The 24,860-nt window shown below is 34.0% G+C and carries 19 protein-coding genes; 12 read left to right on the forward strand and 7 right to left on the reverse strand.

Going from position 1 to position 24,860, the window contains the following annotated elements; translation table 11 throughout:
• The first annotated feature begins 484 nt into the window (after positions 1–484).
• From ACNRYB_RS18340 to ACNRYB_RS18355, 4 genes are all read left to right on the forward strand, one after another.
• A complete protein-coding gene (locus tag ACNRYB_RS18340; RefSeq protein WP_129746993.1) occupies positions 485–1,753 on the forward strand; it encodes a chloride channel protein in 1,269 nt (422 codons plus the stop codon).
• A 1,391-nt stretch (positions 1,754–3,144) separates the two neighbouring features.
• Positions 3,145–3,720 carry a Crp/Fnr family transcriptional regulator gene (locus ACNRYB_RS18345; protein WP_473730256.1) on the forward strand — a complete coding sequence of 192 codons (576 nt, stop codon included), beginning with the start codon at positions 3,145–3,147 and terminating at the stop codon, positions 3,718–3,720.
• Positions 3,721–3,788: 68 nt separating this feature from the next.
• On the forward strand, positions 3,789–4,241 hold the full coding sequence (locus ACNRYB_RS18350) for a carboxymuconolactone decarboxylase family protein (RefSeq protein WP_066034741.1): 453 nt from the start codon (positions 3,789–3,791) through the stop codon (positions 4,239–4,241).
• 506 nt (positions 4,242–4,747) lie between these two features.
• Positions 4,748–5,044: a hypothetical protein gene (locus tag ACNRYB_RS18355; RefSeq protein WP_473728249.1), complete on the forward strand. Its 297-nt coding sequence runs from the start codon at positions 4,748–4,750 to the stop codon at positions 5,042–5,044.
• An 89-nt stretch (positions 5,045–5,133) separates the two neighbouring features.
• Here ACNRYB_RS18355 and ACNRYB_RS18360 read toward each other — a convergent pair whose 3' ends face one another.
• The 3 genes from ACNRYB_RS18360 to mnmE all read right to left on the reverse strand — a co-directional run bounded on the left by ACNRYB_RS18360 (position 5,134) and on the right by mnmE (position 8,626).
• Complete coding sequence (locus ACNRYB_RS18360; protein ID WP_473728250.1) at positions 5,134–6,276, reverse strand: site-specific integrase; 1,143 nt, start codon at positions 6,274–6,276, stop codon at positions 5,134–5,136.
• Complete coding sequence (locus ACNRYB_RS18365) at positions 6,269–6,838, reverse strand: helix-turn-helix domain-containing protein (protein WP_473728251.1); 570 nt, start codon at positions 6,836–6,838, stop codon at positions 6,269–6,271. Before ACNRYB_RS18365 ends, ACNRYB_RS18360 begins: the two co-directional genes overlap by 8 nt.
• Positions 6,839–7,225: 387 nt before the next feature.
• The gene (gene mnmE, locus ACNRYB_RS18370; protein WP_129746988.1) at positions 7,226–8,626 is read right to left on the reverse strand and encodes a tRNA uridine-5-carboxymethylaminomethyl(34) synthesis GTPase MnmE; all 1,401 of its coding nucleotides are present in this window, start codon (positions 8,624–8,626) and stop codon (positions 7,226–7,228) included.
• 181 nt (positions 8,627–8,807) lie between these two features.
• Here mnmE and ACNRYB_RS18375 point away from each other — a divergent pair, with 181 nt between their 5' ends.
• Both ACNRYB_RS18375 and ACNRYB_RS18380 read left to right on the forward strand, forming a co-directional pair.
• On the forward strand, positions 8,808–9,641 hold the full coding sequence (locus ACNRYB_RS18375) for a universal stress protein (RefSeq protein WP_473728252.1): 834 nt from the start codon (positions 8,808–8,810) through the stop codon (positions 9,639–9,641).
• A 62-nt stretch (positions 9,642–9,703) separates the two neighbouring features.
• Positions 9,704–11,476, forward strand: a complete 1,773-nt coding sequence (locus ACNRYB_RS18380) for a MutS-related protein (protein ID WP_473728253.1) — start codon at positions 9,704–9,706, stop codon at positions 11,474–11,476.
• Positions 11,477–11,569: 93 nt separating this feature from the next.
• Here the strand turns inward: ACNRYB_RS18380 and ACNRYB_RS18385 are convergent, their stop codons facing one another.
• Positions 11,570–13,174, reverse strand: coding sequence for a Na+/H+ antiporter (locus tag ACNRYB_RS18385; RefSeq protein WP_473728254.1), 1,605 nt, complete (start codon positions 13,172–13,174; stop codon positions 11,570–11,572).
• Positions 13,175–13,347: 173 nt separating this feature from the next.
• Here ACNRYB_RS18385 and ribB point away from each other — a divergent pair, with 173 nt between their 5' ends.
• Entirely contained in the window at positions 13,348–14,010 is a 663-nt protein-coding gene (gene ribB, locus ACNRYB_RS18390; RefSeq protein WP_473728255.1) for a 3,4-dihydroxy-2-butanone-4-phosphate synthase, read from the forward strand.
• A complete protein-coding gene (locus ACNRYB_RS18395) occupies positions 14,011–14,583 on the forward strand; it encodes a Crp/Fnr family transcriptional regulator (protein WP_185957099.1) in 573 nt (190 codons plus the stop codon). It begins immediately after the preceding gene.
• 56 nt (positions 14,584–14,639) lie between these two features.
• Here ACNRYB_RS18395 and ACNRYB_RS18400 read toward each other — a convergent pair whose 3' ends face one another.
• From ACNRYB_RS18400 to ACNRYB_RS18410, 3 genes are all read right to left on the reverse strand, one after another.
• Positions 14,640–15,614 carry an integrase core domain-containing protein gene (locus ACNRYB_RS18400; protein WP_473728256.1) on the reverse strand — a complete coding sequence of 325 codons (975 nt, stop codon included), beginning with the start codon at positions 15,612–15,614 and terminating at the stop codon, positions 14,640–14,642.
• A 261-nt stretch (positions 15,615–15,875) separates the two neighbouring features.
• Positions 15,876–17,573, reverse strand: coding sequence for a ribonucleoside-diphosphate reductase subunit alpha (locus ACNRYB_RS18405; protein WP_129746983.1), 1,698 nt, complete (start codon positions 17,571–17,573; stop codon positions 15,876–15,878).
• Between the two features lie 19 nt (positions 17,574–17,592).
• Positions 17,593–18,567 carry a ribonucleotide-diphosphate reductase subunit beta gene (locus ACNRYB_RS18410; RefSeq protein ID WP_473728257.1) on the reverse strand — a complete coding sequence of 325 codons (975 nt, stop codon included), beginning with the start codon at positions 18,565–18,567 and terminating at the stop codon, positions 17,593–17,595.
• Positions 18,568–19,361: 794 nt separating this feature from the next.
• Here ACNRYB_RS18410 and ACNRYB_RS18415 point away from each other — a divergent pair.
• From ACNRYB_RS18415 to ACNRYB_RS18430, 4 genes are all read left to right on the forward strand, one after another.
• Entirely contained in the window at positions 19,362–20,852 is a 1,491-nt protein-coding gene (locus tag ACNRYB_RS18415; protein ID WP_473728258.1) for an ankyrin repeat domain-containing protein, read from the forward strand.
• Positions 20,853–20,958: 106 nt separating this feature from the next.
• Positions 20,959–21,441, forward strand: a complete 483-nt coding sequence (locus tag ACNRYB_RS18420) for a DUF2271 domain-containing protein (protein WP_473728259.1) — start codon at positions 20,959–20,961, stop codon at positions 21,439–21,441.
• A 131-nt stretch (positions 21,442–21,572) separates the two neighbouring features.
• A complete protein-coding gene (locus tag ACNRYB_RS18425) occupies positions 21,573–23,756 on the forward strand; it encodes a PepSY domain-containing protein (protein ID WP_473728260.1) in 2,184 nt (727 codons plus the stop codon).
• 102 nt (positions 23,757–23,858) lie between these two features.
• A complete protein-coding gene (locus ACNRYB_RS18430; RefSeq protein ID WP_473728261.1) occupies positions 23,859–24,851 on the forward strand; it encodes an FAD:protein FMN transferase in 993 nt (330 codons plus the stop codon).
• Positions 24,852–24,860 lie beyond the last annotated feature (9 nt).

Below are 24,860 nucleotides of genomic sequence, written 5' to 3' on the forward strand. Positions count from 1 at the left end.
GGCAATCCGTGGCAGAAAATTGCCCCTTAAAGAATTAAAAATTACGCCGACTGGCATTACAGCAATGAATTGGCCCAGCATTTTGAGATAGAGAAAGAATTTATTTTTCCTATATTAGGAATGGAAAATGAACTCATAAAAAAAGCATTATCTCTGCCAGAAGAATAAAAAAACATTTTAAAAAAAATCTTGAAATTGAAAAATCATTAAGCCGCATTGAGGAAGATCTTGAAATATTTAATACGTTTCGAAGAGAAAAATATATTTGTTTTAATCAGAAACAATATGGCATCTAATCAAATTACAGTAAACACGAAAGGTTTTTTTACAAATAAAATAATAAAGAATGTGAAGACCTCTTTTGGCTTTAAAAAAATCTTTTAACAATCTACTACTAAATTTCTACGTAAAAAATAGAAATTATAAATAACATATTTTAATACATAACCTTGTTTTTTTTAAACAAAAAATATTTACCCGCTCAATGGAAAGACACAAGATAATTCATCGAAATTACTTTAAACTTATGCTTATATCTATTTTTGTTGGGCTCTGTGGGGCATTGCTCGCATTTTCACTAAAAAAGCTGACAGAATTTTTTGAACGCTTCCTGTTTAATATTGCCAGCAATTATTCAATAGGAATAATTTTATTTCCTACCATTGGAATTACCGCGATTTATTTTTTGAGAAAATATGCATTCAAGAATAGGAAAAACAAAGGAATAACCGAAATATATAAAACACTTGATCAGCGCAAAGACCATTTGCCGCTATTTAAAATCCCCTCGCATTACATCAATGGATTTCTAACAGTAATATTTGGAGGGTCAACAGGTATAGAAGTATCCACTGTAGTGGCTGCGGCCACTATTGGGAACTTTGCCTACAAAAAGGATCTGTGTGCAAAAATATATAAAACGGAATTAATCTGCGCGGGAGTGACCGCGGGAGTTGCTGTTTTATTTTGCAGCCCTCTAGCCGGCTGGCTATTCGCCATGGAGGTTATTGCAAGGAAAATAAACAGAACACTGGTTATCGCCTGTACCTGTTCAGCATTGGCAAGTTGGCTGTTTATTTCTTTGTTTGATAATAAGCCTTTGCTCTTATATACCATTGCAGATTGGAATTGGACGGCTTTTCCGTTTTTTATTATTTTAAGCCTTCTTTCAGGGTTATTGGCAGTTTATTTCACACTTTTAGTTACCCGGATTAAAGGCCTTTTCGGGACTATTTCGAACAATTTCATACGCGTTAATTTAGGGGCTTTAACTGTTGGTGCATTAATTTACTTGTACCCAGGCTTATACGGCGATAGTTATGATGCCCTTCATGAGGTGCTGCATGAATCCATAAAGGCACCAGGCGTTTCATTTTTTTTCTTATTAATCATTACAATGCTAAAACCCCTGGCGGCATCCCTTACACTTGGAGCAGGCGGAGACGGAGGCGTATTTGCGCCCAGCATTGTTTCAGGAGCATTTCTAGGGCTGCTTGTCGCCTCTATTGGCAATGCTTATTTTTCAGCAGATTTAATCCCTTTAAACTTTGCCTTGGTAGGGGCGGCGGCTGCTTTATCGGCTTCTCTTTCCGCTCCCTTAACTTCTTTGGTTCTGATCTGTAATCTGCTTCCAAACGGATATTTATTGTTTGTCCCTATTGCGCTTGGAACTGTAATTTCGTATTTTTTTTCAAAAAAACTGCTTCCTTATAATGTATATTCATATGACTTTTATCTAACAGCAAAGCAATAGCCGATTAAGTGCAGGGAATGAAATTTAGCCTGAACCGCTTTATTTAAAATTAGTTTTTTTATGCCAGCTCAAAAAAACATCAGTTTTTTGCCGCGAAGCAATCAGAATCGGAGGGATTTTTATGGCTGGCACATTAGGTATTAATCCCTCCTTCTAATTATGGTTTGTCGCTTCGCTTTAATAATATTCGAATACATTGGCAAAACTTGTAGCTATACTGTAAATAGTGCTGTCCGGGAACATCATATTATACATGATGGGTAATTGAAAGTTCAAATCTATCGGAAAAAACAATAAATTTAAAAAACATTGCACTTTAAGCTCCAAATAAATAAAAACTAAATACTGTTTTGCCATGCATTCTTTTTGTTGGCACACTTAAGAAGGAGAAATAATCTGTCTGCATTATTTTACACCTGTTGGCTATCAAATAAAAATAGAATTGAGGAACTACTAAAATAACCTTCGAAGTATTTTATTGAAAACATGCTGTTTCATTTTTCGATTCAATTACAGCTCTCAGTAAAAAATTTGGATTGGCTATATAAAAAAGCCTTTAATCGAATTAAAGGCTTTTAATCAACCAAAGTTAGGTTTTAGTATTTACTAGAAGTATTTCAACTATGCTCTATTTTTTTTACACGTACATAGGTTATAAAACCACGAATTTTAAGAGTATCATTGGTGCCAAACTTTTTTTGGACTTGATACTATGAAAGGGATTACTTTTGTACCACAAAACTTAAATCGCATAAAGTAATTCATAAAGCTAAAGAAAGACAATCCTACCTTAACGATAACAATATTTTCAAATCCTCCATAAATATTTGTAGAATTGTATGCCATAAACCAATTGAGTTTTTATATTTTTTTACATCAATCCCCAACAGGACATCTAAACCAAATTTACAAAGCCAATGAAAGACAGACACTAAATATAGTAAGCCAATTTCTTCAAATCATCCAAAAATGATGTTGTAATTTGTCCCGTCCCCGTCACAACGCCAAATGGCTCCAATTGAAGACAATTGGAGCCATTTTTTTATCTACACTAATAAATACGCTAACTTTCAATCATTTTTGCTTTTATTTTTCTTTATTTCAAACAATAGCTAAATTGCATTAAAGTATATATTATATAAAAAACAGCACAAATAGTTGATCTGCCAATCGATAACCTAACAGGATTCGAACCCCCAGAATATAATAGAAATTGACTCTATATAATCTCCAAATTGCTTTCAATTACTATTTAATGACAAATAATGAAATCTGATTTCAAAACGTATTTAAGTATATTATTGCTATATTTGCTTAAGAGCCTGCCAGCGATGCCATTCCGATTAAAAAAGCTGGCCGAACAGTCAAAACCAATATGTCATTTACTCCAGATGTCCAATATACTCAAAAACCATATAGCCAAATTTGCACAGGTATCAGACAATGACTTTGAGCAAATCAAAAAATTCTTCGACATAAAACAAACGTGTAAAAAAGAGAACCTGCTAAAGGAGGGACAGATCTGCCGTCATCATTATTTTGTTTTGGACGGCCTGCTTAGAAAGTTTTATATTAACGAGAAAGGTACCGAACAAACCACGGAATTTGCCATAGAAACATGGTGGCTTACCGATAACTTTGCCTACGAGAACCAGCTCGCGACAGAATTTTATATTCAGGCAGTAGAGAAATCAACATTGCTTTACATCACTTTGGAGAAGCAGCAGAAGCTGCTGGAAGAGTTTCCGATAATGGAGCGCTATTTCCGTTTTGTCTACCAGAGGGCTTATGCAGCCGCACAGAAACGCATCAAATTTCTTTTCTCGTTCTCTAAGGAAGAGTTTTATTTCCAGGCAGTCAGAAACCACCCCGAATTCATCCAGCGTGTTCCCCAATACCTCATCGCTTCCTATCTAGGATTCACGCCCGAATACTTGAGCGAAATACGCAAAAGGCTTCTTTCTTAAACCAGTTTAAGTTTTTTCCTTTCCCTATTATTGAATTTTGCATTGAACAATTTTAAAAGAATAATACAATGCAAAAACGACTTAACATTAAGCAGGCCGCTCCGGATGCACTAAAAGCGATGATAGGACTTGAAAGCTACCTTTCAAAAATTTCCATATCCAAGACAGCCAAAGAACTCATAAAGATACGTGCCTCGCAGATCAACGGCTGTGCCTACTGCATCAACATCCACACTCAGGACGCCGTTAAAAACGGCGAGTCAAACCAGCGCATTTTTCTCTTAAGTGCTTGGAGAGAAGCTGGGGACATTTTTACAGAAGAGGAAAAAGTGGTGCTCGCGGTAACTGAAGAGATAACATTAATTCATGAGAACGGATTAACGGATGAAACCTATACAAAGGCCTTACAGTATTTCAGTGAAAGCCAGATAGCAGATATAATAACGGCCGTCATAACAATCAATCTTTGGAACAGGGTTGTTCTCAGTACCCATCTCCGAATAGGAGAAAGTCTTGCATAACTTGCAAAAAACTAGTTTAATTACGATGCATCCAAAAGTTTAGAATTATAATTAAATTTGAAGACAATAAGCCCGATTTGTTTCGGGCTTATTGCTTTTACGAAAAACTCATTTAAAAGCACCAATTAGGATAGAAATGCTCCAGTGGAACAACAATCAAATAATTCATACAGCCAAAGAAAGACAATCCTGCCTTAACTTAAACAATCTTTTAAAATCCTGCATAAATTTTGTAAATTGTAAATTTATATATCAGTTTAATGCGATGGATCAATTGAGTTTTTACAATTTTTGCATCAATCCTACTCAGGACATCCGAACCAATTTTTTAACGCCAATGAAAGACAGACATTACATTTAGAAAGCCAATCTCTTCAAATCATCCAAAAATGATGTTGAAATTTGTCCTGTCCCCGTCCCCCAACAGGACAAAATAAACCACTTCCTAAAACCACATAAACAATTGACTATCTTTACATTAATTACAAAATATAAAAAAGTGAAAAATGGAATTTAATCAAAATCATACTGGAAAAATCACACCTGAAAAAGCACTAAAAATGTTAACTGACGAAGGAATGGATGTTAGTCTTGCACAAGCAACCGAAATATTGTCATTTCTTAGGCTAATAGCTGGAATTAGCGTTAAAAAAATCTTAGAAGATCAGGAAACTAATAAAATTACAAAAGAAGAAGCTTTACATGAAAATCTCGAAATTAAAAACAAGAAAATAAAGCTAAAGTGTTCAACTAAAAAGATAACCTATTGTAAAACCTGCAATTTTTTGAATAATAATTTCTAAAAAATCTAAAAATCATTTAATAAAAAAAAATAAAAAACGCCTTACCTCTATTTGGGTAAAGCGTTAAAAAAATTGCTAAAGAAAAAACTTTATTCTAAAGAAATTCTGCCTGCTGCGTCCCTTTTCTTCTGGTCAATTACCTTCGCATATATCTGCGTTGTCTTAACACTCTTATGACCAAGCATTTTAGATATGGTAAAAATATCAGTTCCAGCCGTCAGCTGTAATGTAGCATAAGTATGCCTGAAACAGTGAAAGGTAATATGCTTATTGATACCTGACAATGCCACCCATACAGGAAGCGTACGGTCAACATCCCACTTATTTAAATCTTTAAATACCTTCTCGTTTTCTCCCCGTCTCTTGCCAAGCAGTTCGAAAGCTTCATCGGAGATCGGTATGGATGCCGTACCTTCTGTTTTCTTTTGCCTGAAAATGATATAGTGGCCATCCCCCTTAATATAGTGCAGTTCTGACCACGTCAGCTTGGCAATATCGGAATACCTTACGCCCGTAAGTACCGAAAACATCGAAATCCTTCGGACAATCAACTTCGGGCACGGTGTTGCAAACAGCCTTCGGGTTTCTTCCATAGTCATAAAATTCCGCTGTGATTCCATTTCCTTTATCGATCCTATCTTTGCATTAATATCTGTTTTCAGCTTATCATCTTTATAGGCTGCTTTTAAAGTAGTTTTAATCTTGTTATAATAAGACAACGCAGTATTGCGTGAGAGCTGCTTCTTATTCTTTCTTAAACTTTTGGCTTTTAAAAGATAATCCCTGTAATCTTCAATTAAAGAAACCGTCACCTCTTTAAATGTTAAATCCTTCCCCTTTAAAAAGGCCTCAAAGTGGATAATAGCGCAAGACCATATTGATAAATTATTGCCGATCTTTTTCTCTCCCAAATTTTTATAGTATTGGAGAAAAGATTCTCTTCCCACTGCAAGAACCTTCAACTGCTCTTTTTCAAATGAAGAATAAATTTCAGTCTTATTGATTTCATTCTGTCTTCTTGCACGTATTAGTTCGGCAGTATGCAGATTTTCGGTATTGGCCATTTTTTGGAACTGGTCGACTGGCTTTTGATGTACGTAGATTTTTAAAAACTCGCGTCTGGTATAATCGTTAGTTGCCGAATTCCATACAGGAGGATAAAAATCTAAATAAAGAGACATCCTCCCCTGAGAAATACTTTTTTTTCTAAGTGTTACGATACTTTTACTCATGGCCCTCAATGTTAAATAATTCATCTAAATCTCTCTTGGCAGCATACACAAACTTGCCTTCATTGTATTTCAAGATTCCCTTTCTCTTCAGTATACCATACAAAGCCGAAGGGGAAACCTTAAATTTTATCTGCGCTTCGTACATGGTATAGCAATTTTCAATTCCAGGAAATATCCTTTCGGCTCCTTCGCCTGTACAGCTTTGATGCATATTTTCTACAAACTGAGCTATATCTGACCGCTTGATAAAAGTTCTTGAACCAAACTTACCTGCCTTAAGTTCTTTTCTAGATATGGCTCTGTAAAGTGTTCTTCTGCTTATTCCTATAAAAATGCTGGCTTCATCAATGCTGAGAAAGTCAAGTTCTCCAAGCCTTTGAATCTCAGGATTATTAATCGATTCCCTTTGCAGTCTTTCTGCCTCCTTTTTATTTTCCCTGCTCCTTTTTTTGTAGCTCCTACTCCCGCAGGCGAGGGAGCAGAATTTTGTTTTGATTGTTTTTGCCGTAAATTCATTATTACAGAACTGGCAGATTTTGGTAATCCTAATGTTTGAACTCATAATTTTAAAATTTAGGTTTCCTACATTACCTAAAAGCTCTTTGAACTGCCGCAATCATCTCCCAAATAATCTTTTTCTCTAATATATTCAATAGAAATATCTGTGGACACATAACAAACGATATGGTTGCTTTAAATGTTTTTGCTAACTTCTTTAACAGAAATCCGTATTTCGCCAACCCAACATAATTGCAGGTCTGTGCCATAATTCATCCCTTTTTTGTCACAAAGTTTGTACCTCGAAACCCGAGGTACAAATGAGGTACAAATTTTAGCAAAACAACACCTAAATATTCCAAAAAACATTTCAATAAAAAAAGAGCCAAAATGTTAATTACCAACATTTTAGCTCTTTTACTTATTTTTACTTTGTGTTTCTTTGCGTCCTCTATTTGCCGATGCAGAAATTGGCGAAGATATTCCCCAACAACTCATCATTAGATACTTGCCCAGTAATCAGTCCGAATTGATACAGAGCTTCGCGAATATCTAGTGCCATAAGATCGCTTGAAAGACCTGACTCTAAACCAAATTTCACTTTCTGAATTTCATCTAAAGCTTTTAATAGAGAATCGTAGTGTCTTGTGTTAGTAACAATCGTTTCATTATTACGGAGCGCTCCTGTATTTACAAAAGACAATAATTCATTTTTTAAATCCTCTACCCCTATTTTTTCTTTCGCAGAAATCAATAACAGTTTCGCATTTAATTTTTCTAACTGATTGGTAATATTCGCTACTTCATCAGCAGATAAAATATCTTTTTTATTCACCACAATAATTAGCGGTTTTAGCGGATATTTATTCTTAATCTGTTCGATTTCATTTACAAATTCTGAACTTGAAGTTTGGAATTTCAATCCGTCAAATAAATAAATTACAACTTGAGCTTGATCGATTTTTTCGAAGGTTTTCTTTATTCCGATGCTTTCTACAACATCTTTAGTGTCACGAATTCCGGCTGTATCAATAAATCTAAATCCGATGCCGCCAATCACTAATTCATCTTCAATTGTATCGCGAGTGGTTCCCGCAATGTCAGAAACAATGGCACGTTCTTCATTTAATAAAGCATTTAATAAAGTTGATTTTCCAACATTTGGTTCGCCAACAATCGCGACTGGAATTCCGTTTTTAATTACATTTCCAACCGCAAACGAATCAATCAAACGTTTTAAAACAAATTCAATTCGATTCAATAATTCATGAAACTGCGTTCTATCAGCAAATTCTACATCTTCCTCTGCAAAATCCAATTCCAATTCAATTAAAGAAGCAAAATTCAAAAGTTCTTCTCTAAGTTTTGCAATTTCATTACTGAATCCGCCACGCATTTGCTGCATCGCAATTTGATGAGAAGCTTCATTATCTGAGGAAATCAAATCTGCAACCGCTTCTGCCTGTGATAAGTCTAATTTTCCATTTAAGAACGCTCTTAAAGTAAATTCACCCGCATCGGCCATTCTACAGCCATTTCGCAATAACAATTGAATAATCTGTTGCTGAATATAAGTCGATCCGTGGCAAGAAATTTCAATTGTATCTTCTCCCGTGTAAGAGTTAGGTCCTTTAAAAACAGAAACTAACACTTCGTCTAGTGTTTTGCTTCCGTCTACAATATGTCCTAGGTGAAGCGTATGCGTTTTCTGCTTAGTTAAATCTTTGTTTTTAATAGATTTAAAAACGGAATTACCAATGGTAATAGCCTCGGCTCCAGAAATACGAATTATGGCGATAGCTCCAGCTCCCGAAGGCGTAGCCAAAGCAACTATAGAATCTTGATTTATCATGCTGCAAAGGTATAAAAAAACGCTCAAATTCTTTTCAGCGTTAAAGCAACTCCATTCAAACAAGAAATCTTTAAATTAATTGAGATTAATAAATCATTAAGTGTTAAAATACTGATAAATATCAGGTTGTTTTCTTCGCAGAATGAGTAAATTTGAGAGACAAACCTTAATCTTAAATACTATGAAAAAGATATTATTTCCAACCGATTTCTCTGACGCTGCTACCAATGCATTTGTTCATGCTTTAGAATTTGCTAAAGTTGTAAACGCCGAATTAATCTTACTTCATACATTCGAGATTCCTGTTTACGACAGCCAATTCTTCCCAGAGAATTACGCTTCTATATACAGTTCCATCGAACTAGCAAAATTTGAAATGTTTAAGGATGAAATTCCGAAACTACGAACTATTGCCGCAGAACGTAATTTAGAAGATATTGTGATCAAACACCGCCTAATGGATGGTGACCTCATTTATAATCTAAAAAACGCAGTTGAAGAAGATAACATCGATTTTGTCATCATGGGTACAAACAGCGTTTCTGATTGGACGAAATTCTTCACGGGATCTAATACTGAATCTGTTATCTCAGGGGTTGAAGTTCCTGTTTTATGTATTCCTATTGATGCTAAATACAAAAAGGTCAAAACAATAGGTTTTACCACACGTTACAGAGAGAAAGACAAAAAAGAACTGAAAAAAGTCTTGAAGATTGCTAAAAAAACTGATGCTAAGGTTAAAAGTTTATATGTAAAAACATCTAATTCTGATGTTACCGAAGAAACACGAAAAGAATTTGAAAAGGAATTCGCAGGAGAAAATGTTGAGTTTTTAGTTCTGCCAAGTGATGATGTGAAAGAAACTATTCTTGATTTTGTGCTTTACAAAAACATCGATATTCTGACTACTATAACACACAAACGCTCTTTCTTTGAAAGCCTTTTCGATTCTAGTTTTTCAAAAAAAATAGCCAAAGAAGTTACGATTCCGATTTTGGTTATGCACGAAGATTAAACAACAATATTGACGATTTTGTGACTTAAAAGCTATATTTGTATTTCAAGCAAAATAATAGAATGAAAGCATATCCAGACAACGTTGCAAAATACTCAGAACTCTACAATAAAACCAACAAAAAATACAACAGCATAAGTCTTTTAAGGCTATTAAGTATTGCCCTTTTCTTGTTTTTTATGTTTTACTACATCAAAACAGATCAAATACTTTATGTTATTCTAGCTGTTTTGTCTTTTGCTGGTTTTATTTTTTTTATGAGAATACATTCGAGAGTGTCATTTCAAAGATTGCTTGCAGAAACGCTGCTAAAAATCAATAAGAATGAAATTTCTTTTCTAAAAAGAGAAAAAACACCTTTTGAAAATGGAGCCGAATTTATCGATTTTCATCATCCTTATGCTTATGATTTGGATATTTTTGGAGAACATTCTTTATTTCAAAATCTAAACCGAACAGCTTCTTTTATCGGAAAAAAAACACTTGCAGAACTATTGCTTCATACGCTTCCAGAAGCTGAAATTTTAGAAAATCAGGAAGCAATAAACGAATTGAAAAATAAAGTAGATTGGAGACAGGAATTCCAGGCTTTAGCAATTATAAGTGAAGATTCTAAACAATCTTACGAAGCAATAAAACATTGGACTTCTTTTACAAACAATTCGCTACCTAAAGTTTTAGTTGCACTATCATTTATTCTTCCAGTAACCTTTTTTGGATTTCTAGCTGCGTATTTTATTACATCAAAAACCATTATACTTTCTTATTTGACGTATGTCTTTATTGCCAATTTAATTGTTTTGGGAAGAGCTGTAAAGAGAATTCAATCGGAAATTGCAAAAGCGGATAATGTCGCTAACATCATAAAGCAATATAGTTTATTGATTGAAAAAATTGAACGTGAATCTTTCCAATCTAAAAAGTTACTTCGTTTACAAGAACAATTGAATTTCAAGAATGCCAAAGCGAGCCAGCATTTAAAACAGCTTTCTGAGTTGTTTTCAAGAATGGATACGGTAAATAACTTTGTAACAGCCACTTTATTCAACGGAACATTTTTATTTAATCTTCATGTTTTAAAAGCATTATTAAAATGGAAAGAAGATTATGCTTCAGAAATGAATCATTGGGTTTCTATTATTGGCGAAATTGAAGCGCTAAACAGTCTGGCAAATTTGGCGTATAACAATGAAGATTTCGTTTTTCCTGAAATCAATTCTGATTATAAAATTGAGTTTAAAAATCTTAGCCATCCATTATTGAATCCTGCCACAAGAGTTGGAAACGACACTCAATTTCATCCACAATCTTTTGTGATTTTGACTGGATCTAATATGTCTGGAAAAAGTACGTTCTTAAGAAGTTTAGGTATCAACATGGTACTTAGCGGAATAGGTTCTGTAGTTTGTGCATCAGAAGCTAAAGTGCATCCGCTTCCTGTATTGGTTTCAATGCGATTATCTGATTCTTTATCTGATTCTGAGTCTTACTTTTTTGCTGAAATCAAACGCTTAAAACAAATTATGGATGCACTTGAAAATCAGCCTGCATTTGTTTTATTGGATGAGATTTTAAGAGGTACAAACTCTGATGATAAAAGAAATGGAACAATAGAAGTGGTAAAAAAGATAATTTCTAAAAAAGCAATTGGCGCCATCGCAACTCACGACATCGAAGTTTGTCTGACCACAAATGAATATCCTGAAATTTTAACCAATCAATGTTTCGAAGTTGAGATTCGAAACAACGATTTACATTTCGATTATAAACTCCGAAACGGAATCTGCAAAAACAAAAGCGCAACTTTCCTAATGCAGAAAATGGGGGTTATTTAATTATTAATTGTAAATGGTGAATTATTAATTTACACTTTGCGTAAAGCTTAATTCACAATTCGCCATTTACAATTCACCATTAATCATTAACAATTAATTTTCCTCGTACATTTCCATCCACAAACGGGTTTCTTCCAAATCCAATTCTTTTTCTATTTTACGGAAGATTTCTTCGTTTACAGAACCCGATTTATGCATTGATTCTAATTTTGCACGTTCTACATTCAGTAAATCGATCTGAATTTTCGTGAAATCATTAAAGATTTCTCCTCCAAGAAGTTTTCCATTTCCGAAGAAATTAGCAGGAAGTTCGGTTTTTTGAAGGCGATTGAATTTTACTTCATATTTGCTTTTAATATTATGTAAAAGTTCGTCATTCAGTAGTGAGAAATTATCTTCAATATGTGCGATAGTTTCAGAGACGATCACATTTCGAATGTTATATTCTTCTGCAAGTATCGAATAACGCTCAATTTTAAGCTTTTTAATCAGCCACGGAAGTGTAAGACCTTGTATAACCAAAGTTGAAAGAATAACGCAAAAAACTAAGTATATGATTAAATTTCGAAGCGGAAATTCTTCTGTTTTATTCAACATTAGCGGAAGCGCCAAAGCTGCTGCCATAGAAACCACTCCACGCATTCCCGACCAGCCAAAAATGATCATGTTTCGATAGTCAAATGCTTCCTTTTCACGAATTCTTTTACTAAGCATTCTCGGAATCATCGTTGCAGGAACAACCCATAAGAAACGAACTAAAATCACTACGATACTTATAACCGCTCCCCAGATAAATAAAGAATTGCCAGAATAATTGCTGATTCCTGCAATAATCTGTCTTAATTGAAGTCCGATTAAAATAAAAATTAAACCGTTCAGAATATTATTTAAAACATCCCAAATCGTATTGGTCATAATTCGGCTTTCGTGAGAAAAGATGGTTCCCGATCTTGCTGCCAGAAAAAGACCTGTTGTCACTACAGCCAAAACTCCTGAGCCTTCAAAATGTTCTGCAAGCAAATAGGAAGCAAATGGCGTCAATAACGTCAATGTCACTTCGATAATATCGTCGCAAACGAATCTTTTATGAATGTAGAACATGATGTATCCAACAGCCAAACCTATTGCGATTCCCAAAACCGACATCAATACAAAATTTAATCCAGCTTGCCACAGAACAAAATTCCCTGCTGTAATTGCCGTAAGCGCATATTTATATGCCACAAGACCACTAGCGTCGTTTACTAAACTTTCTCCTTCTAGAATAGCGATTAATCTCGGATTAAGCCCTAAACCTTTTGTAATGGCTGTTGCCGAAACCGCATCTGGCGGCGAAACAATGGCACCAAGCAAAAAAGCTAATGGCCAAGACATATCATCTATAAGCCAATGCGCAAAAACAGCGACTAATCCTGTGGTAAAAAAAACTAAACCTACAGCAGCAAAAGTTATCGGACGAATCGATTGCTTAAAATCGGACCAACTAGTGTGCCACGCGGCGTGATATAAAAGAGGCGGTAAAAATATTATAAATACAATTTCTGGACTTAAAGCAATTACAGGAAGTCCTGGAACAATACTAATTACAACGCCACATAAGACCAAAACAATCGGAATCGGGAAATTGTATCTTTTGCTAACAAGACTAAGAAAAGCTACACCGAAAAGCAGCATTATGATTACAGTAATATTCTCCATTTGAAGGTATTTATTGGATTTTGGATGATAGAATTCGGGTACTAAATTAAGATTTTATGACAACTAAATTAGATTAACCTTAAAAAAATAGAACATCAATTTATTGACTTATATCAAACTTTTTGGTTTTAAACCGCTTTAGATTTGTTTCTTATTATTTCTAAAAACTTTTTATGATAAGTACAGAATTAAGTCCGTTAGTGCAATTTGGAATTTCAAGTAAAGAGCGTGTTGAAAATGCTTTGGAACAGCTAAGAAGCGGAAAAGGAGTTTTGGTAACCGACGATGAAAATCGCGAAAATGAAGGCGACCTTATCTTTTCTGCGCAACACATAAATGTTCAGGATATGGCGTTAATGATTCGCGAATGCAGTGGCATTGTCTGTCTTTGCTTGACGAATGAAAAAGCCGATGAATTGGAACTTCCTTATATGGTAAAAGAAAACACAAGCAGCTTTCAAACTCCTTTTACCATTACGATTGAAGCAAAAAATGGAGTAACAACAGGCGTTTCTGCAAAAGACAGAATTACAACTATAAAAACTGCAATTGCAAAAAATGGAAAACCAAAAGATCTGGCTAAACCTGGACATATTTTCCCGCTTAGAGCAAATGATAATGGCGTTTTAGGACGAAACGGCCATACAGAAGGAAGTGTCGATTTAATGAAATTAGCAGGTTTGCAACCCGAAGCTGTCCTTTGCGAATTAATGAACGAAGACGGAAGCATTGCGAAACTAGACAAAATCATTAGCTTTGCACAAGAACGCGATTTGGCGGTTTTATCTATTGAAGATATTATCTATTATCGCAAATTCGTTAGAGATTACAATTAAATGATATACGAACAACTTGGCAATTCCATTCGAAAAAGCATAAATGTTTCTGATGAAGATTTAGAAACTATTCTCTCCTATTTTAAACTTATCAAAAAAGGAAAAAACGAGATTTTGCTGGCTCAAGGCCAAATTAGCCAAGAAACTTTTTTTGTTGCAAAAGGCTGTTTAAGAATCTTTTTTATTAATGAAGAAGGAAAAGATGCCACCCGATATATTGCTTTTGAAAATCAGTTTGCTACGGCTTTAGTAAGTTTTATAACTAAAATGCCAGCGCTTGAAAACATTCAGGTTGTGGAGAAATCAGAATTGCTGAGCATTTCCCATGAAGATTTTAATCATTTAATGGAAATTGTTCCGCAATGGCGTGAGTTTTACAGCAATTATCTGGAAAAAGCGTACGTGAATAATGCCAATCGATTAATGTCATTTACCACGATGGATGCTTTGGAAAGATATAATCAGCTTTTGAAAATAAATCCAGCGATTGTAAAAAGATTGCCGAATAAAATTGTGGCTTCTTATATTAATATTTCTCAGGAAACTTTGAGTCGGTTGAAGTCGAAAGTTTGATTTTGATTGCGGAGCTACTATCGAGATTCCTCGTTCCTCGGAATTGTAAAAGTTACTTATTTCGGTAACGGATTTATCATTTCGATTGGCTTTTTTCCATCAATTCCCTGATGTGGTCTTTCATGATTGTAATAATATAAATATTGCAGCAATTCTTCTTTTAGTTCTTCTTGAGAATCAAAATCTGTATCTCTCAATAAATCCTCTTCCAGAGTTCTCCAAAATCTTTCTACTTTGCCATTTGTCTGCGGACGGTAAGGTCTTGTATATCTGTGTATGATTCCAAGTTCCATCAGCATTCTTTCAAAAGGATGCTGGTGCTTTACTTTACTTGTTTTTATTCCAAATTCAGCGCCATTATCAGATAATATCTCTTCAAATTTTATTTCATAATGGCTGCTTAGGATGTTTAAGCATTTTAATGACGCAAACATTACAGTTAAACTGGTAATGTCAGGAACCAATTCTGCCCAGGCAATCCGGCTGTAATCATCAATTACACAGACTAAATAGAGTTTTTTGTTTTCTCCGCGAATTATGCTTTTACTTAAATAATGACAATCAATATGACCCAGCTGTCCCATTCTTTCTTTGATTATTTTCTGATGATTCTTTTTAATCTTCGGAGTTAATCTATTTATTTTATGTCGTTTTAAAATATTGTAAACTCCAGAATATGATGGTGTATGTTTTCCTAATTTGGGATTTAAGATACTAACAATTTCATATCTGTTGTTTCCTTTTTCTCTTAATTCAATTACTTTTTGCTCTATAAAAGGCAAAGGACGTCTGGTTTTATATTTTGGACCCCGCTTTTGAGGCAATAAATCTAAAGCCTTGCCACTTTGCTTATAGCGGTTATAATATTTTAAAAAACTTTTTCTGCACGTGTCATTTGCTGCATAAAAATCCATTGCCTTTTTATACAATGGATGTGTTTTGTTTTTTACCTGTTCATATTCTTTTATTAAAAAACGATACTTCTCTAAATAGTTTCGCTCTAAAGTCGAATCTTGACTATTATTTCTCATCTTAACAAAATTTATTAAAGTTAAATTTTGTTACCGAATTATCTAACCTTTACAGGAATGACAAACAGTATGAAATTCCAAGTATAAAATCTTTTATTTTGATTGCGGAGCGACTTGTGGAGATGTCTCCTTCGTCGACATGACAAACAGTACGTAAAAGCTTCTACTTAAAAATCCGCTAAATCTGTAAAATCTGCGTGAAACTTTCTGACACATTCTAAATAAAAAAACCGAATCTAATTTAAGATCCGGTTTTGATTTTTATGATTCACAACTGCTGCAAGAAACAAGGCTTGTTACTAATTCTTTAGAAACACTTTGGCTTCTTTGGTAGTACAAACTTTTTACTCCTTGTTGCCAAGCTTCAATCATTAAACGGTTTACATCTTTAATTGCCAATTCTGCTGGAATATTAAGATTTAAACTTTGTCCTTGATCTACAAATTTCTGACGAATTCCTGCTTGCTGTACAATTTCTAACTGACTGATTTCTTTGAATGTTTTAAAAACATCTTTTTCCTGTTGAGTCAATTGTTCCATATGCTGAACACTTCCTCCGTTTAACATAATTCCTCTCCAAACTTCTTCGTTATCTAAACCTTTTTCTTCTAACAGCTTCTTAAGGTATTTATTTTTACGCATGAAATTACCCTTGCTCAATCCAGCTTTGTAATAATTACTGCTGAAAGGCTCAATTCCTGGCGAAGTCTGTCCTAAAATTGCGGAAGAAGATGTGGTTGGAGCAATTGCCATTGTAGTTGTATTACGTCTTCCGTAACCTTTTAGCAATTCTGGCTCACCGTAAATTCTAGCCAATTCTTGACTTGCTTTATCGGCTTTATCACTAATATGTTTGAAAATTTCAGTTGTTTTCATTTTAGCCTCCATTCCTTCAAACGGAATCATATTTTTCTGCAAATAAGAATGCCATCCTAAAACACCTAAACCAAGCGCACGGTGTCTTTTAGCAAATTTATTTGCTGCAGAAAGGTAATAGTTACCTTCTGTTTTTTCGATAAATTCCTGTAAAACAGCATCTAAGAAAAAGATCGCCAATTTTACTGCTTCAGTATCTTTCCATTCTTCATAAAGCTCTAAATTCATTGAAGAAAGACAACAAATAAATGATTCGTCATGAGTTGATGGAAGCATAATCTCACTGCATAAATTACTTGCGTTGATTCTAAGATTTTGATCTTTATAAACTTGTGGTTTATTTTTATTTACGTTGTCACTAAAGAAAATATACGGCAATCCTTTTTGCTGACGGCTTTCTAATACTTTCGCCCAAATTTGTCTTTTTTCTGCATCTCCATCGATCATTTCCTGCATCCAGTAATCTGGCACACAGATTCCGGTAAACAAATTTTGAATTGGGTTTCCGATACTCTTAATTTTCAAAAACTCCTCGATATCTGGATGATCGACATCTAAATAAGCAGCAAACGCACCACGACGGACTCCACCTTGAGAAATGGTATCCATAGCCGTGTCAAAAAGCTTCATGAAACTCACTGCTCCACTACTCTTTCCGTTATCAGTTACAGCACTTCCGCGTTCGCGTAGTTCACCAAAATAACCAGAAGTTCCGCCTCCAATTTTGGTCTGCATAATTACTTCACCCAATTTATGTGTAATGCCCTCAATTTTATCTGGAACATGCACATTAAAACAAGAAATTGGAAGACCTCTTTCTGTTCCCATATTGGCCCAAACTGGCGAACTGATACTCATCCAACCTCTTTCGATCATTTCCATGAAAGATTCTTTCAATTCTGGTTTGTAAAGCCTTCTAGCTGCGGCTGTACAAATTCTATCAATTGCTCCTTCTACAGTTTCTCCTTTTAAAAGATAACCGCGGTTTAAAATCTGTTCACTTTCAGAATTTTTCCACCACATTTTAGTGCCGTTTTGTGGTTCAAAATTGTTGTTTTCAGGGTTTATGTCTGTTGTATTCATAATGTATTATAGGCTTGTATTAAAAAAGATCGTTTGCAGTGATACTTTTATCGTGTTTTGTATATTCTACAGGACGTTTTGCAAAGAAATCATCTAGACTATTTGCAAAAACCTCTTCTTCAAACCAAGTCATTTTTGAGTATTCTTCTGGAGAAACATTAAAAATAGTTTCGATATTGATTTGTTTCAAACTCTCGTCAATTCTAAATTTCATGAAGTTTACCAAATCTTCTTTATTTATAGTTTCAACAGCACCATTTTCAAAAATCCAATCTAAAATATCAGCTTCAACACCAATAGATTCTTTAACCGTTTCTCTTACCAATTCTAAAGTTTCTGTATCAAAATATTCTGGGAATTCTTCACGGATTTTATTGATGATATAAATTCCGCCATTGGCATGAATCTGCTCATCGATTGAAGTCCAAGCAATAATATTACTCACATTTTTCATATAACCTTTGAATCTTGTGAAAGACAACAAAATGGCAAATTGGCTAAACAACGAAACGTTTTCTATTAAGATACTGAAGAGAATCAACGAAACCATATATTTTCTGTTATCCTGAGATTTAGTGTCTTTTAATACATTAGAAAGATAATCTACACGTCTGCGGATAACAGGAACATCCAATAATTTCTCAAATTCATCATTATAACCTAAAACTTCCAACAAACGAGAATACGCTTCAGAATGTCTAAATTCACATTCTGCAAAAGTAGTTCCCAAACCGTTGAATTCTGGCTTTGGAAAATGCTCATATATATTGCCCCAAAAACTTTTTACAGCTACCTCAATCTGAGCGATTGCTAATAAACTATTTTTGATTGCCGTTTTTTCAGCCAGATTTAAATGCGCATGAAAATCTTGCGTATCGGCAGTAAAATCTACTTCAGTGTGTACCCAGTAAGCTTTATTAATCGCTTCGGTAAATTGCAGAACCTCAGGATATTCAAAAGGTTTATAATTGATCCTTTTATCGAAAATTGACATAATATATAGAGTTTTAAGTGACTACTTTGAAATAGAAATACGAGCGCTCAAGTTGGGGAGTGGTATTAGCGTGATTTCTATAATTACAAATTTAGCCCAGAGTTATTCTTTTGTCTAGTTTTAGATGTTAAAAATCTGTCCAATTATCAACAGTTTTAAAACTTCAAAAAACAGTGATTTTAGAAATCTTATCAACATGAAAATAATAAGTTCTAATTCGCAATGAACTAGCATTTTCACTAAAATTAAAGTCAAGTTATCAACATGAAAAAAGGTGCTTTTTGAGATCAAAAGCAAAAGCAGTTATCAACATTTAATTTTTTTAAAATAGAAATTTGAAAGACAATTTCAATTGAAAAAAAGCTTTCTATTGATAATAATTCTAAATAATATCATTTACCGGAAAAACATAACATTCTTTATTACAGATATTTAAAACAAACACATCTGCAAAAAGCTTTCAAAACACAGCAAAATCAGCATAAAAAACTATAATGCTTAACTAAATTAACATTTCAAAATTCATAACGCCTAAAAGAAGAAAACAATCCTAAAAACTGACATCAATTATTGTCCAAAAACATATTAAAATAAAACAAAATTAAAATGGACTTAAGCAATTTTTAATTTTTGGGCAAAACTGAAGTTAAAATGCCTTTTTACAGTAAATTATTCTTGCATTAAGAATATAAATTTTTACATTTGCTTTTATTTTTATTTATTCTAAATAGAATAAGAATTTCCAACAAATTAAATTAATCTTGTACAACTCAAAAACCATAAATTATCAAAATATGAAAAAGAATCTTTTTGTTTCTTTTGCATTTGCTGCTACTTTATTTGTAAGTGCCCAGCAAAAAAACTCATTGTTAGATGCTGCTTTCTGGAAAACTTCTCCAACTGTTGAAACGGTTCAGGCGGAAATCGCCAAAGGAAATAACCCAGCTGAAGCTAATGCCAATGCGTTTGACGTTACTACCTTAGCCATAAATAACGATGCTCCTTTTGCAACAATCAAATTTTTAGTAGAACAGCCTGGAAACTCAATTACAAAACTGACTCACGATAATCGCATTTATCTGCACTGGGCTGCCAATAGAGGCAATACTGAATTAGTACAATATTTAATTGGAAAAGGCTCTGATGTAAACTTTGAAGACAGCCACGGAACAGCTCCAGCTGATTTTGCTGCTTCAAATGGCCAGTCAAATCCAGCAATGTATGATGCTTTCTTTAAAGCAGGTCTTAATCCGACGAAAAAATATGCAAATGGCGCAAACCTTTTGCTTTTGGCTATTGCTTCTGATAAGGATTTAAAAGCTGCAGAATATTTTTCTACTAAAGGAATGTCTTTAAAAGATGTTGACAGCGACGGAAACACCGCTTTTACTTATGCTGCAAGATCTGGAAATATTGCTCTTCTGAAAAAACTTTTAGAAAAAGGAATTAAACCAACAGACACCGCTCTTTTATTTGCTGCACAAGGAAGCCGAAGAGAGACAAATACTCTTGAAACTTATAAATATTTGGTTGAAGAAGTAAAAATTAAAGCTACAGCTCAAAACAAAGCAGGACAAAACGTATTGCATCTTTTGGCTGGAAAACCAAATCAGACAGAGATTATTCAATATTTTTTAGCAAAAGGAGTTGATCTAAACAAAGCCGACAAAGAAGGAAATACTCCATTAATGGCTGCTGCATCTGCAAGAGAAACGGGAGTTTTAGAACTTTTCCTTCCAAAAGTTAAAAACATCAATGCTCAGAATCTGAAAGGAGAATCGGCTTTGACTTTTGCTGTAAAAAACGGATCTCCAGAAGCTGTAAATTTACTTTTGGCTAAAGGTGCTGATGTAAATGTAAAAGACAAAGACGGAAACAACTTAGGCGTTTATTTAGTACAATCTTATCGTCCGGCAGGAAGAGAAAAAGCTGCAACAGATCCTTTTGATGCAAAAGCAAAACTGCTTCAAGAAAAAGGTTTGGACTTAGCAGCTCCTCAAAACGATGGAAACACTTTATATCATTTAGCGATTACTAAAAACGATGTTTCGCTTCTTAAAAAAATTACCGATTTAAAAGTGGACATCAATGCTAAAAATAAAGATGGTTTAACGGCTTTACACAGAGCGGCGATGACTTCTAAAGATGATGCTATTTTAAAATATTTAGTTTCTGCTGGAGCTAAAAAAGACATCAGCACAGAATTTGACGAAACGGCTTACGCTTTGGCTAAAGAAAATGAAGTGCTTACCAAAAATAATATCTCAGTTGAGTTTTTAAAATAACTTTTACATAGTTATGAGTTTTGAGTTATGAATTAGGAGTTAAAAATGAAGCTCATAAATAATTCAAAACTCATAACTAATTATTTATAATTTATAACTAAATTTCATGAAATCAATATTAAAAATTGCTTTTACAAGCGCTTTTATCTTTTTAGTTTCTTTCCAATCTCAAGCACAATCGAGCAAATATAAAATCATGCTTCAAATGAACAACTATATGGGAGAAGGCGCTTATATCGTTGTTTCTTTGGTTAATTCGGCTGGTGAATATGAAAAAACACTTTATGTAATGGGCGATGATAAAAAATGGTACAAATCATTAAAAGAATGGAATAAATTCCACTCAAAGAAAAATGAAGATATTAGTGCCAAAACTGGTGCTTCTGTAACAGGTGGTGACCGCAGTGTAACTACAATCGAAATTGAGAATTCTAAAATAAACAAAGGATATAAATTGCGATTTGAATCGGCTGTAGAAGATCAGAAATACTACGTAAGCGATCTTGAAGTTCCCCTTACGACAGAAGGTCTGGCTGAAAAAACAGATGGTAAAGGCTACATTAAATATGTAAGATTAAACAAAATATAATCTTAAGCACATTATTTTTTAACCTTATAATGAGCACAAATTTTATTTTTGTGCTTAGATTTAAAATCTGAGCTTTGTCATTGTTGTAAACTTTGACAAAGCTTTAAACGTTTTATAATAGAATACACTCCATGACTCTTTCTTTTTGGCGTTACGCACACTTGGCTCTAGCCTTATTTTCTTCTATTTTTTTGCTTTTGGCTTCGGTAACCGGAATTATTCTGGCGGTCGATGCAGTTCAGGAAAAAACACTTCCGTATAAAGCTGAAAATTTTAATGAAATAACGCTAGGCGAAACGCTATCAATTTTAAAGAAAGAGTATTCTGAAATTACAGAATTGAGTGTAGATTACAATCAGTTTGTAACGCTTCAAGCCATTGATGCAAACGGAAACGACGTTAAAGCATACATTAATCCAAAAACAGGAAAAGCATTAGGAACTCCTGCAAAGAAAACCGAATTCATAAACTGGATTACGAGTTTGCACCGTTCACTATTTCTTCATGAAGCAGGACGTTTTTTTGTGGGCGTAATTTCTTTTTGCTTGTTATTAATAGCCATTTCGGGTTTTGTTCTAGTTTTGAAAAGACAGCGCGGCATTCGAAATTTCTTTTCTAAAATAATCAAAGAATATTTTGCTCAATACTATCATGTTCTTTTAGGAAGATTGGCTTTAATTCCGATTTTGATTATTGCATTAACGGGAACTTTTTTATCTCTGGAAAGATTCAACTTTTTTATGGGCGAAGAAAAAGCAAAACCTGTAAAAACAGAACTTTCAGAAAAAGCTAAAACAGTTTCAATTTTCAATACCACTTTATTATCTGATGTAAAGAAAATAGAATTTCCTTTTACAGATGATCCTGAAGAATATTATATCATTGAATTAAAAGACAGAGAAATTGAAGTAAATCAGGTTACAGGAGCTGTAATTTCTGAAAAACTATCGCCAATGACGGCGCAATTTGCGGCATTAAGTCTTGATCTTCATACAGGAAGAATTAACGGAATCTGGGCTGTTATTTTAGCAATTGCCTGCATTAATATTTTATTCTTTATCTATTCGGGTTTTGCCATTACTTTAAAAAGAAGGTCAAGCCGAATTAAAAATAAATTTAAAGCAAACGAAAGTACTTTTATACTTTTAGTAGGTTCAGAAAACGGAAGCACGTTCCGATTTGCTAATGCGATTCAGAAACAATTAATTGATCATGGGCAAAGAGTTTTTGTTAGCGAATTGAATAAATTTTCAGTTTATCCGAAAGCAGAACATATTATCGTTTTTACGTCAACTCACGGTTTGGGAGATGCGCCTTCAAACGGAACGCAATTCAAAGCATTAATAGAAAAACAAAATCAAGAACAGAACATTAATTTTTCTGTAGTTGGTTTTGGTTCAAAATCATATCCCGATTTTTGCCAGTTTGCTATAGAAATAGATCAGCTTTTAGGAAAACAAAAATGGGCAGATCGTTATTTGGATTTGAAAACGGTCAATGACAAATCGGCTGTTGAATTTGTAGAATGGGTAAAATTATGGAGCGAAAAAACGGGCATTCCGTTGGCGACGACTCCGTCAATATATAACCACGTTCCAAAAGGTCTGCAAAAATTTATGGTTTTAGATAAAACACCAATTTCTGAAACCGAGCATACTTTTATTCTGACTTTAAAATCTAATGCTAGAACTAAATTTAGCTCAGGCGATTTACTGGCAATTTATCCTGCCAACGATTCTAGAGAGCGCCTCTACTCTATCGGAAATCATTCTGGCAATATTCAGCTTGTTGTAAAATTACATCCAAACGGATTGGGTTCAGGATTTTTGAATGCTTTAGAACCTGGAAATATAATTAAAGCACAGATTGTTAAAAATCCTGCTTTTCATCTTCCGAAAAAAGCTTCTAAAGTGGCTTTTATTTCTAACGGAACAGGAATTGCTCCTTTCTTAGGAATGATCGAACAGAATAAAGCAAAACAAGAGCTTCATCTTTACAGCGGATTCAGAATGGTAACGCCAACGTTAATGGCTTACAGAAAATTTGCTGACATTATGATCCAGAAAGAATATTTGGATAATTTTCATGTGGCGCTATCGCGTGAAGCAGAACATATTTATGTAATGGATTTGATTAAAAGAGATGCCAATTTCTTCGTGAATGTATTGAAAAAAGATGGTGTCATTATGATTTGCGGTTCACTGGCAATGCAGAAAGATGTTGAGAATATTTTAAGTGAATTGTGCAAAACAAAAGGATTAAAAACGCTCTCTGAATACAAAGCCAATAAACAATTTTTGACGGACTGTTATTGATTTTAGATTTTAGATTGTAGATTGTTGATTGTTGATTGTTGATTGCTGATTTTCTGATTTTCAACTTTTAACTTTTGACTTTCAACTTTTGACTAGATTATCATGCATAAATTATTATACTATAAAATTTCATTGTTTTTTGTAATTGTTTGCTGTTTATCAGCACATTCTCAAGTATTACGAAAAAGAACGACTCTCTTAATGGGCGGACGTTTTGATATTTCTATTGTAGATAAAGATTCGCTTTCTGCGGAAAAAAATATAGATGAAGTTATTGCTGAAATCACTAGAATTGAATATTTAATCTCCGATTGGAAACCTACTACTCAGGTTTCTGAAATCAATCAGAATGCTGGAATAAAACCTGTAAAAGTCGATCGAGAAGTTTTTGAGTTGACTAAAAGAGCCATCAAACTTTCTGAAATTACAAATGGTGGTTTTGACATCAGTTTTGCAGCAATGGACAGAATCTGGAAATTTGACGGTTCGATGACCGAAATGCCTTCGGCGGAAGCCATAAAAAAATCGGTTGAGAAAGTCGGCTACAAAAACATTATCCTAGACAGCACAGAATCGACTATTTTCTTGAAATTGAAAGGAATGAAAATTGGTTTTGGCGCTTTAGGAGAAGGTTATGCAACTGATAAATGCCGCGCCATGATGATTGCAAAAGGGGTTCAAGCCGGAATTATAAATGGCTCGGGAGACATGAGCACTTGGGGCAAACAGTCTAACGGAAAAGATTGGAAAATCGGGATAACAAATCCGTTTAAGCCTGAAAAGATTTTAGCTGCAATTCCGCTTAAAGAAGGTGCTGTCACAACTTCTGGCAGTTATGAAAAATTTGTAGTTTTTAACGGAAAAAGATATTCACATATTATAAATCCAGCAACGGGTTATCCTGCAACTGGTTTGTGCAGTGTAACAGTCTTTGGTCCAAACGCCGAAACCGCTAACGGATTAAGCACTTCTATGATGGTTTTAGGTCAGAAAGAAGGTTTGCTTTTACTTCAAAAATTTCCCGATTACAGCTGTGTTCTGATTACGGATAAAGGAAAAATAGTTAAGTCTAAAAACTTTCCGTATAAGTTATGAATCGTGATT

This window comes from Flavobacterium sp. CR10, from assembly GCF_055814415.1.

What these genes read in the sequence shown, in the direction of transcription:
- ACNRYB_RS18360 (WP_473728250.1), bottom strand. Translation starts at nt 6,276, where the DNA reads ATGAGTAAAAGTATCGTAACACTTAGAAAAAAAAGTATTTCTCAGGGG.
- ACNRYB_RS18340 (WP_129746993.1), top strand. Translation starts at nt 485, where the DNA reads ATGGAAAGACACAAGATAATTCATCGAAATTACTTTAAACTTATGCTT.
- ACNRYB_RS18375 (WP_473728252.1), top strand. Translation starts at nt 8,808, where the DNA reads ATGAAAAAGATATTATTTCCAACCGATTTCTCTGACGCTGCTACCAAT.
- ACNRYB_RS18345 (WP_473730256.1), top strand. Translation starts at nt 3,145, where the DNA reads ATGTCCAATATACTCAAAAACCATATAGCCAAATTTGCACAGGTATCA.
- ACNRYB_RS18410 (WP_473728257.1), bottom strand. Translation starts at nt 18,567, where the DNA reads ATGTCAATTTTCGATAAAAGGATCAATTATAAACCTTTTGAATATCCT.
- ACNRYB_RS18380 (WP_473728253.1), top strand. Translation starts at nt 9,704, where the DNA reads ATGAAAGCATATCCAGACAACGTTGCAAAATACTCAGAACTCTACAAT.
- ribB (WP_473728255.1), top strand. Translation starts at nt 13,348, where the DNA reads ATGATAAGTACAGAATTAAGTCCGTTAGTGCAATTTGGAATTTCAAGT.
- ACNRYB_RS18395 (WP_185957099.1), top strand. Translation starts at nt 14,011, where the DNA reads ATGATATACGAACAACTTGGCAATTCCATTCGAAAAAGCATAAATGTT.
- mnmE (WP_129746988.1), bottom strand. Translation starts at nt 8,626, where the DNA reads ATGATAAATCAAGATTCTATAGTTGCTTTGGCTACGCCTTCGGGAGCT.
- ACNRYB_RS18425 (WP_473728260.1), top strand. Translation starts at nt 21,573, where the DNA reads ATGACTCTTTCTTTTTGGCGTTACGCACACTTGGCTCTAGCCTTATTT.
- ACNRYB_RS18365 (WP_473728251.1), bottom strand. Translation starts at nt 6,838, where the DNA reads ATGAGTTCAAACATTAGGATTACCAAAATCTGCCAGTTCTGTAATAAT.
- ACNRYB_RS18415 (WP_473728258.1), top strand. Translation starts at nt 19,362, where the DNA reads ATGAAAAAGAATCTTTTTGTTTCTTTTGCATTTGCTGCTACTTTATTT.
- ACNRYB_RS18400 (WP_473728256.1), bottom strand. Translation starts at nt 15,614, where the DNA reads ATGAGAAATAATAGTCAAGATTCGACTTTAGAGCGAAACTATTTAGAG.
- ACNRYB_RS18355 (WP_473728249.1), top strand. Translation starts at nt 4,748, where the DNA reads ATGGAATTTAATCAAAATCATACTGGAAAAATCACACCTGAAAAAGCA.
- ACNRYB_RS18385 (WP_473728254.1), bottom strand. Translation starts at nt 13,174, where the DNA reads ATGGAGAATATTACTGTAATCATAATGCTGCTTTTCGGTGTAGCTTTT.
- ACNRYB_RS18430 (WP_473728261.1), top strand. Translation starts at nt 23,859, where the DNA reads ATGCATAAATTATTATACTATAAAATTTCATTGTTTTTTGTAATTGTT.
- ACNRYB_RS18420 (WP_473728259.1), top strand. Translation starts at nt 20,959, where the DNA reads ATGAAATCAATATTAAAAATTGCTTTTACAAGCGCTTTTATCTTTTTA.
- ACNRYB_RS18405 (WP_129746983.1), bottom strand. Translation starts at nt 17,573, where the DNA reads ATGAATACAACAGACATAAACCCTGAAAACAACAATTTTGAACCACAA.
- ACNRYB_RS18350 (WP_066034741.1), top strand. Translation starts at nt 3,789, where the DNA reads ATGCAAAAACGACTTAACATTAAGCAGGCCGCTCCGGATGCACTAAAA.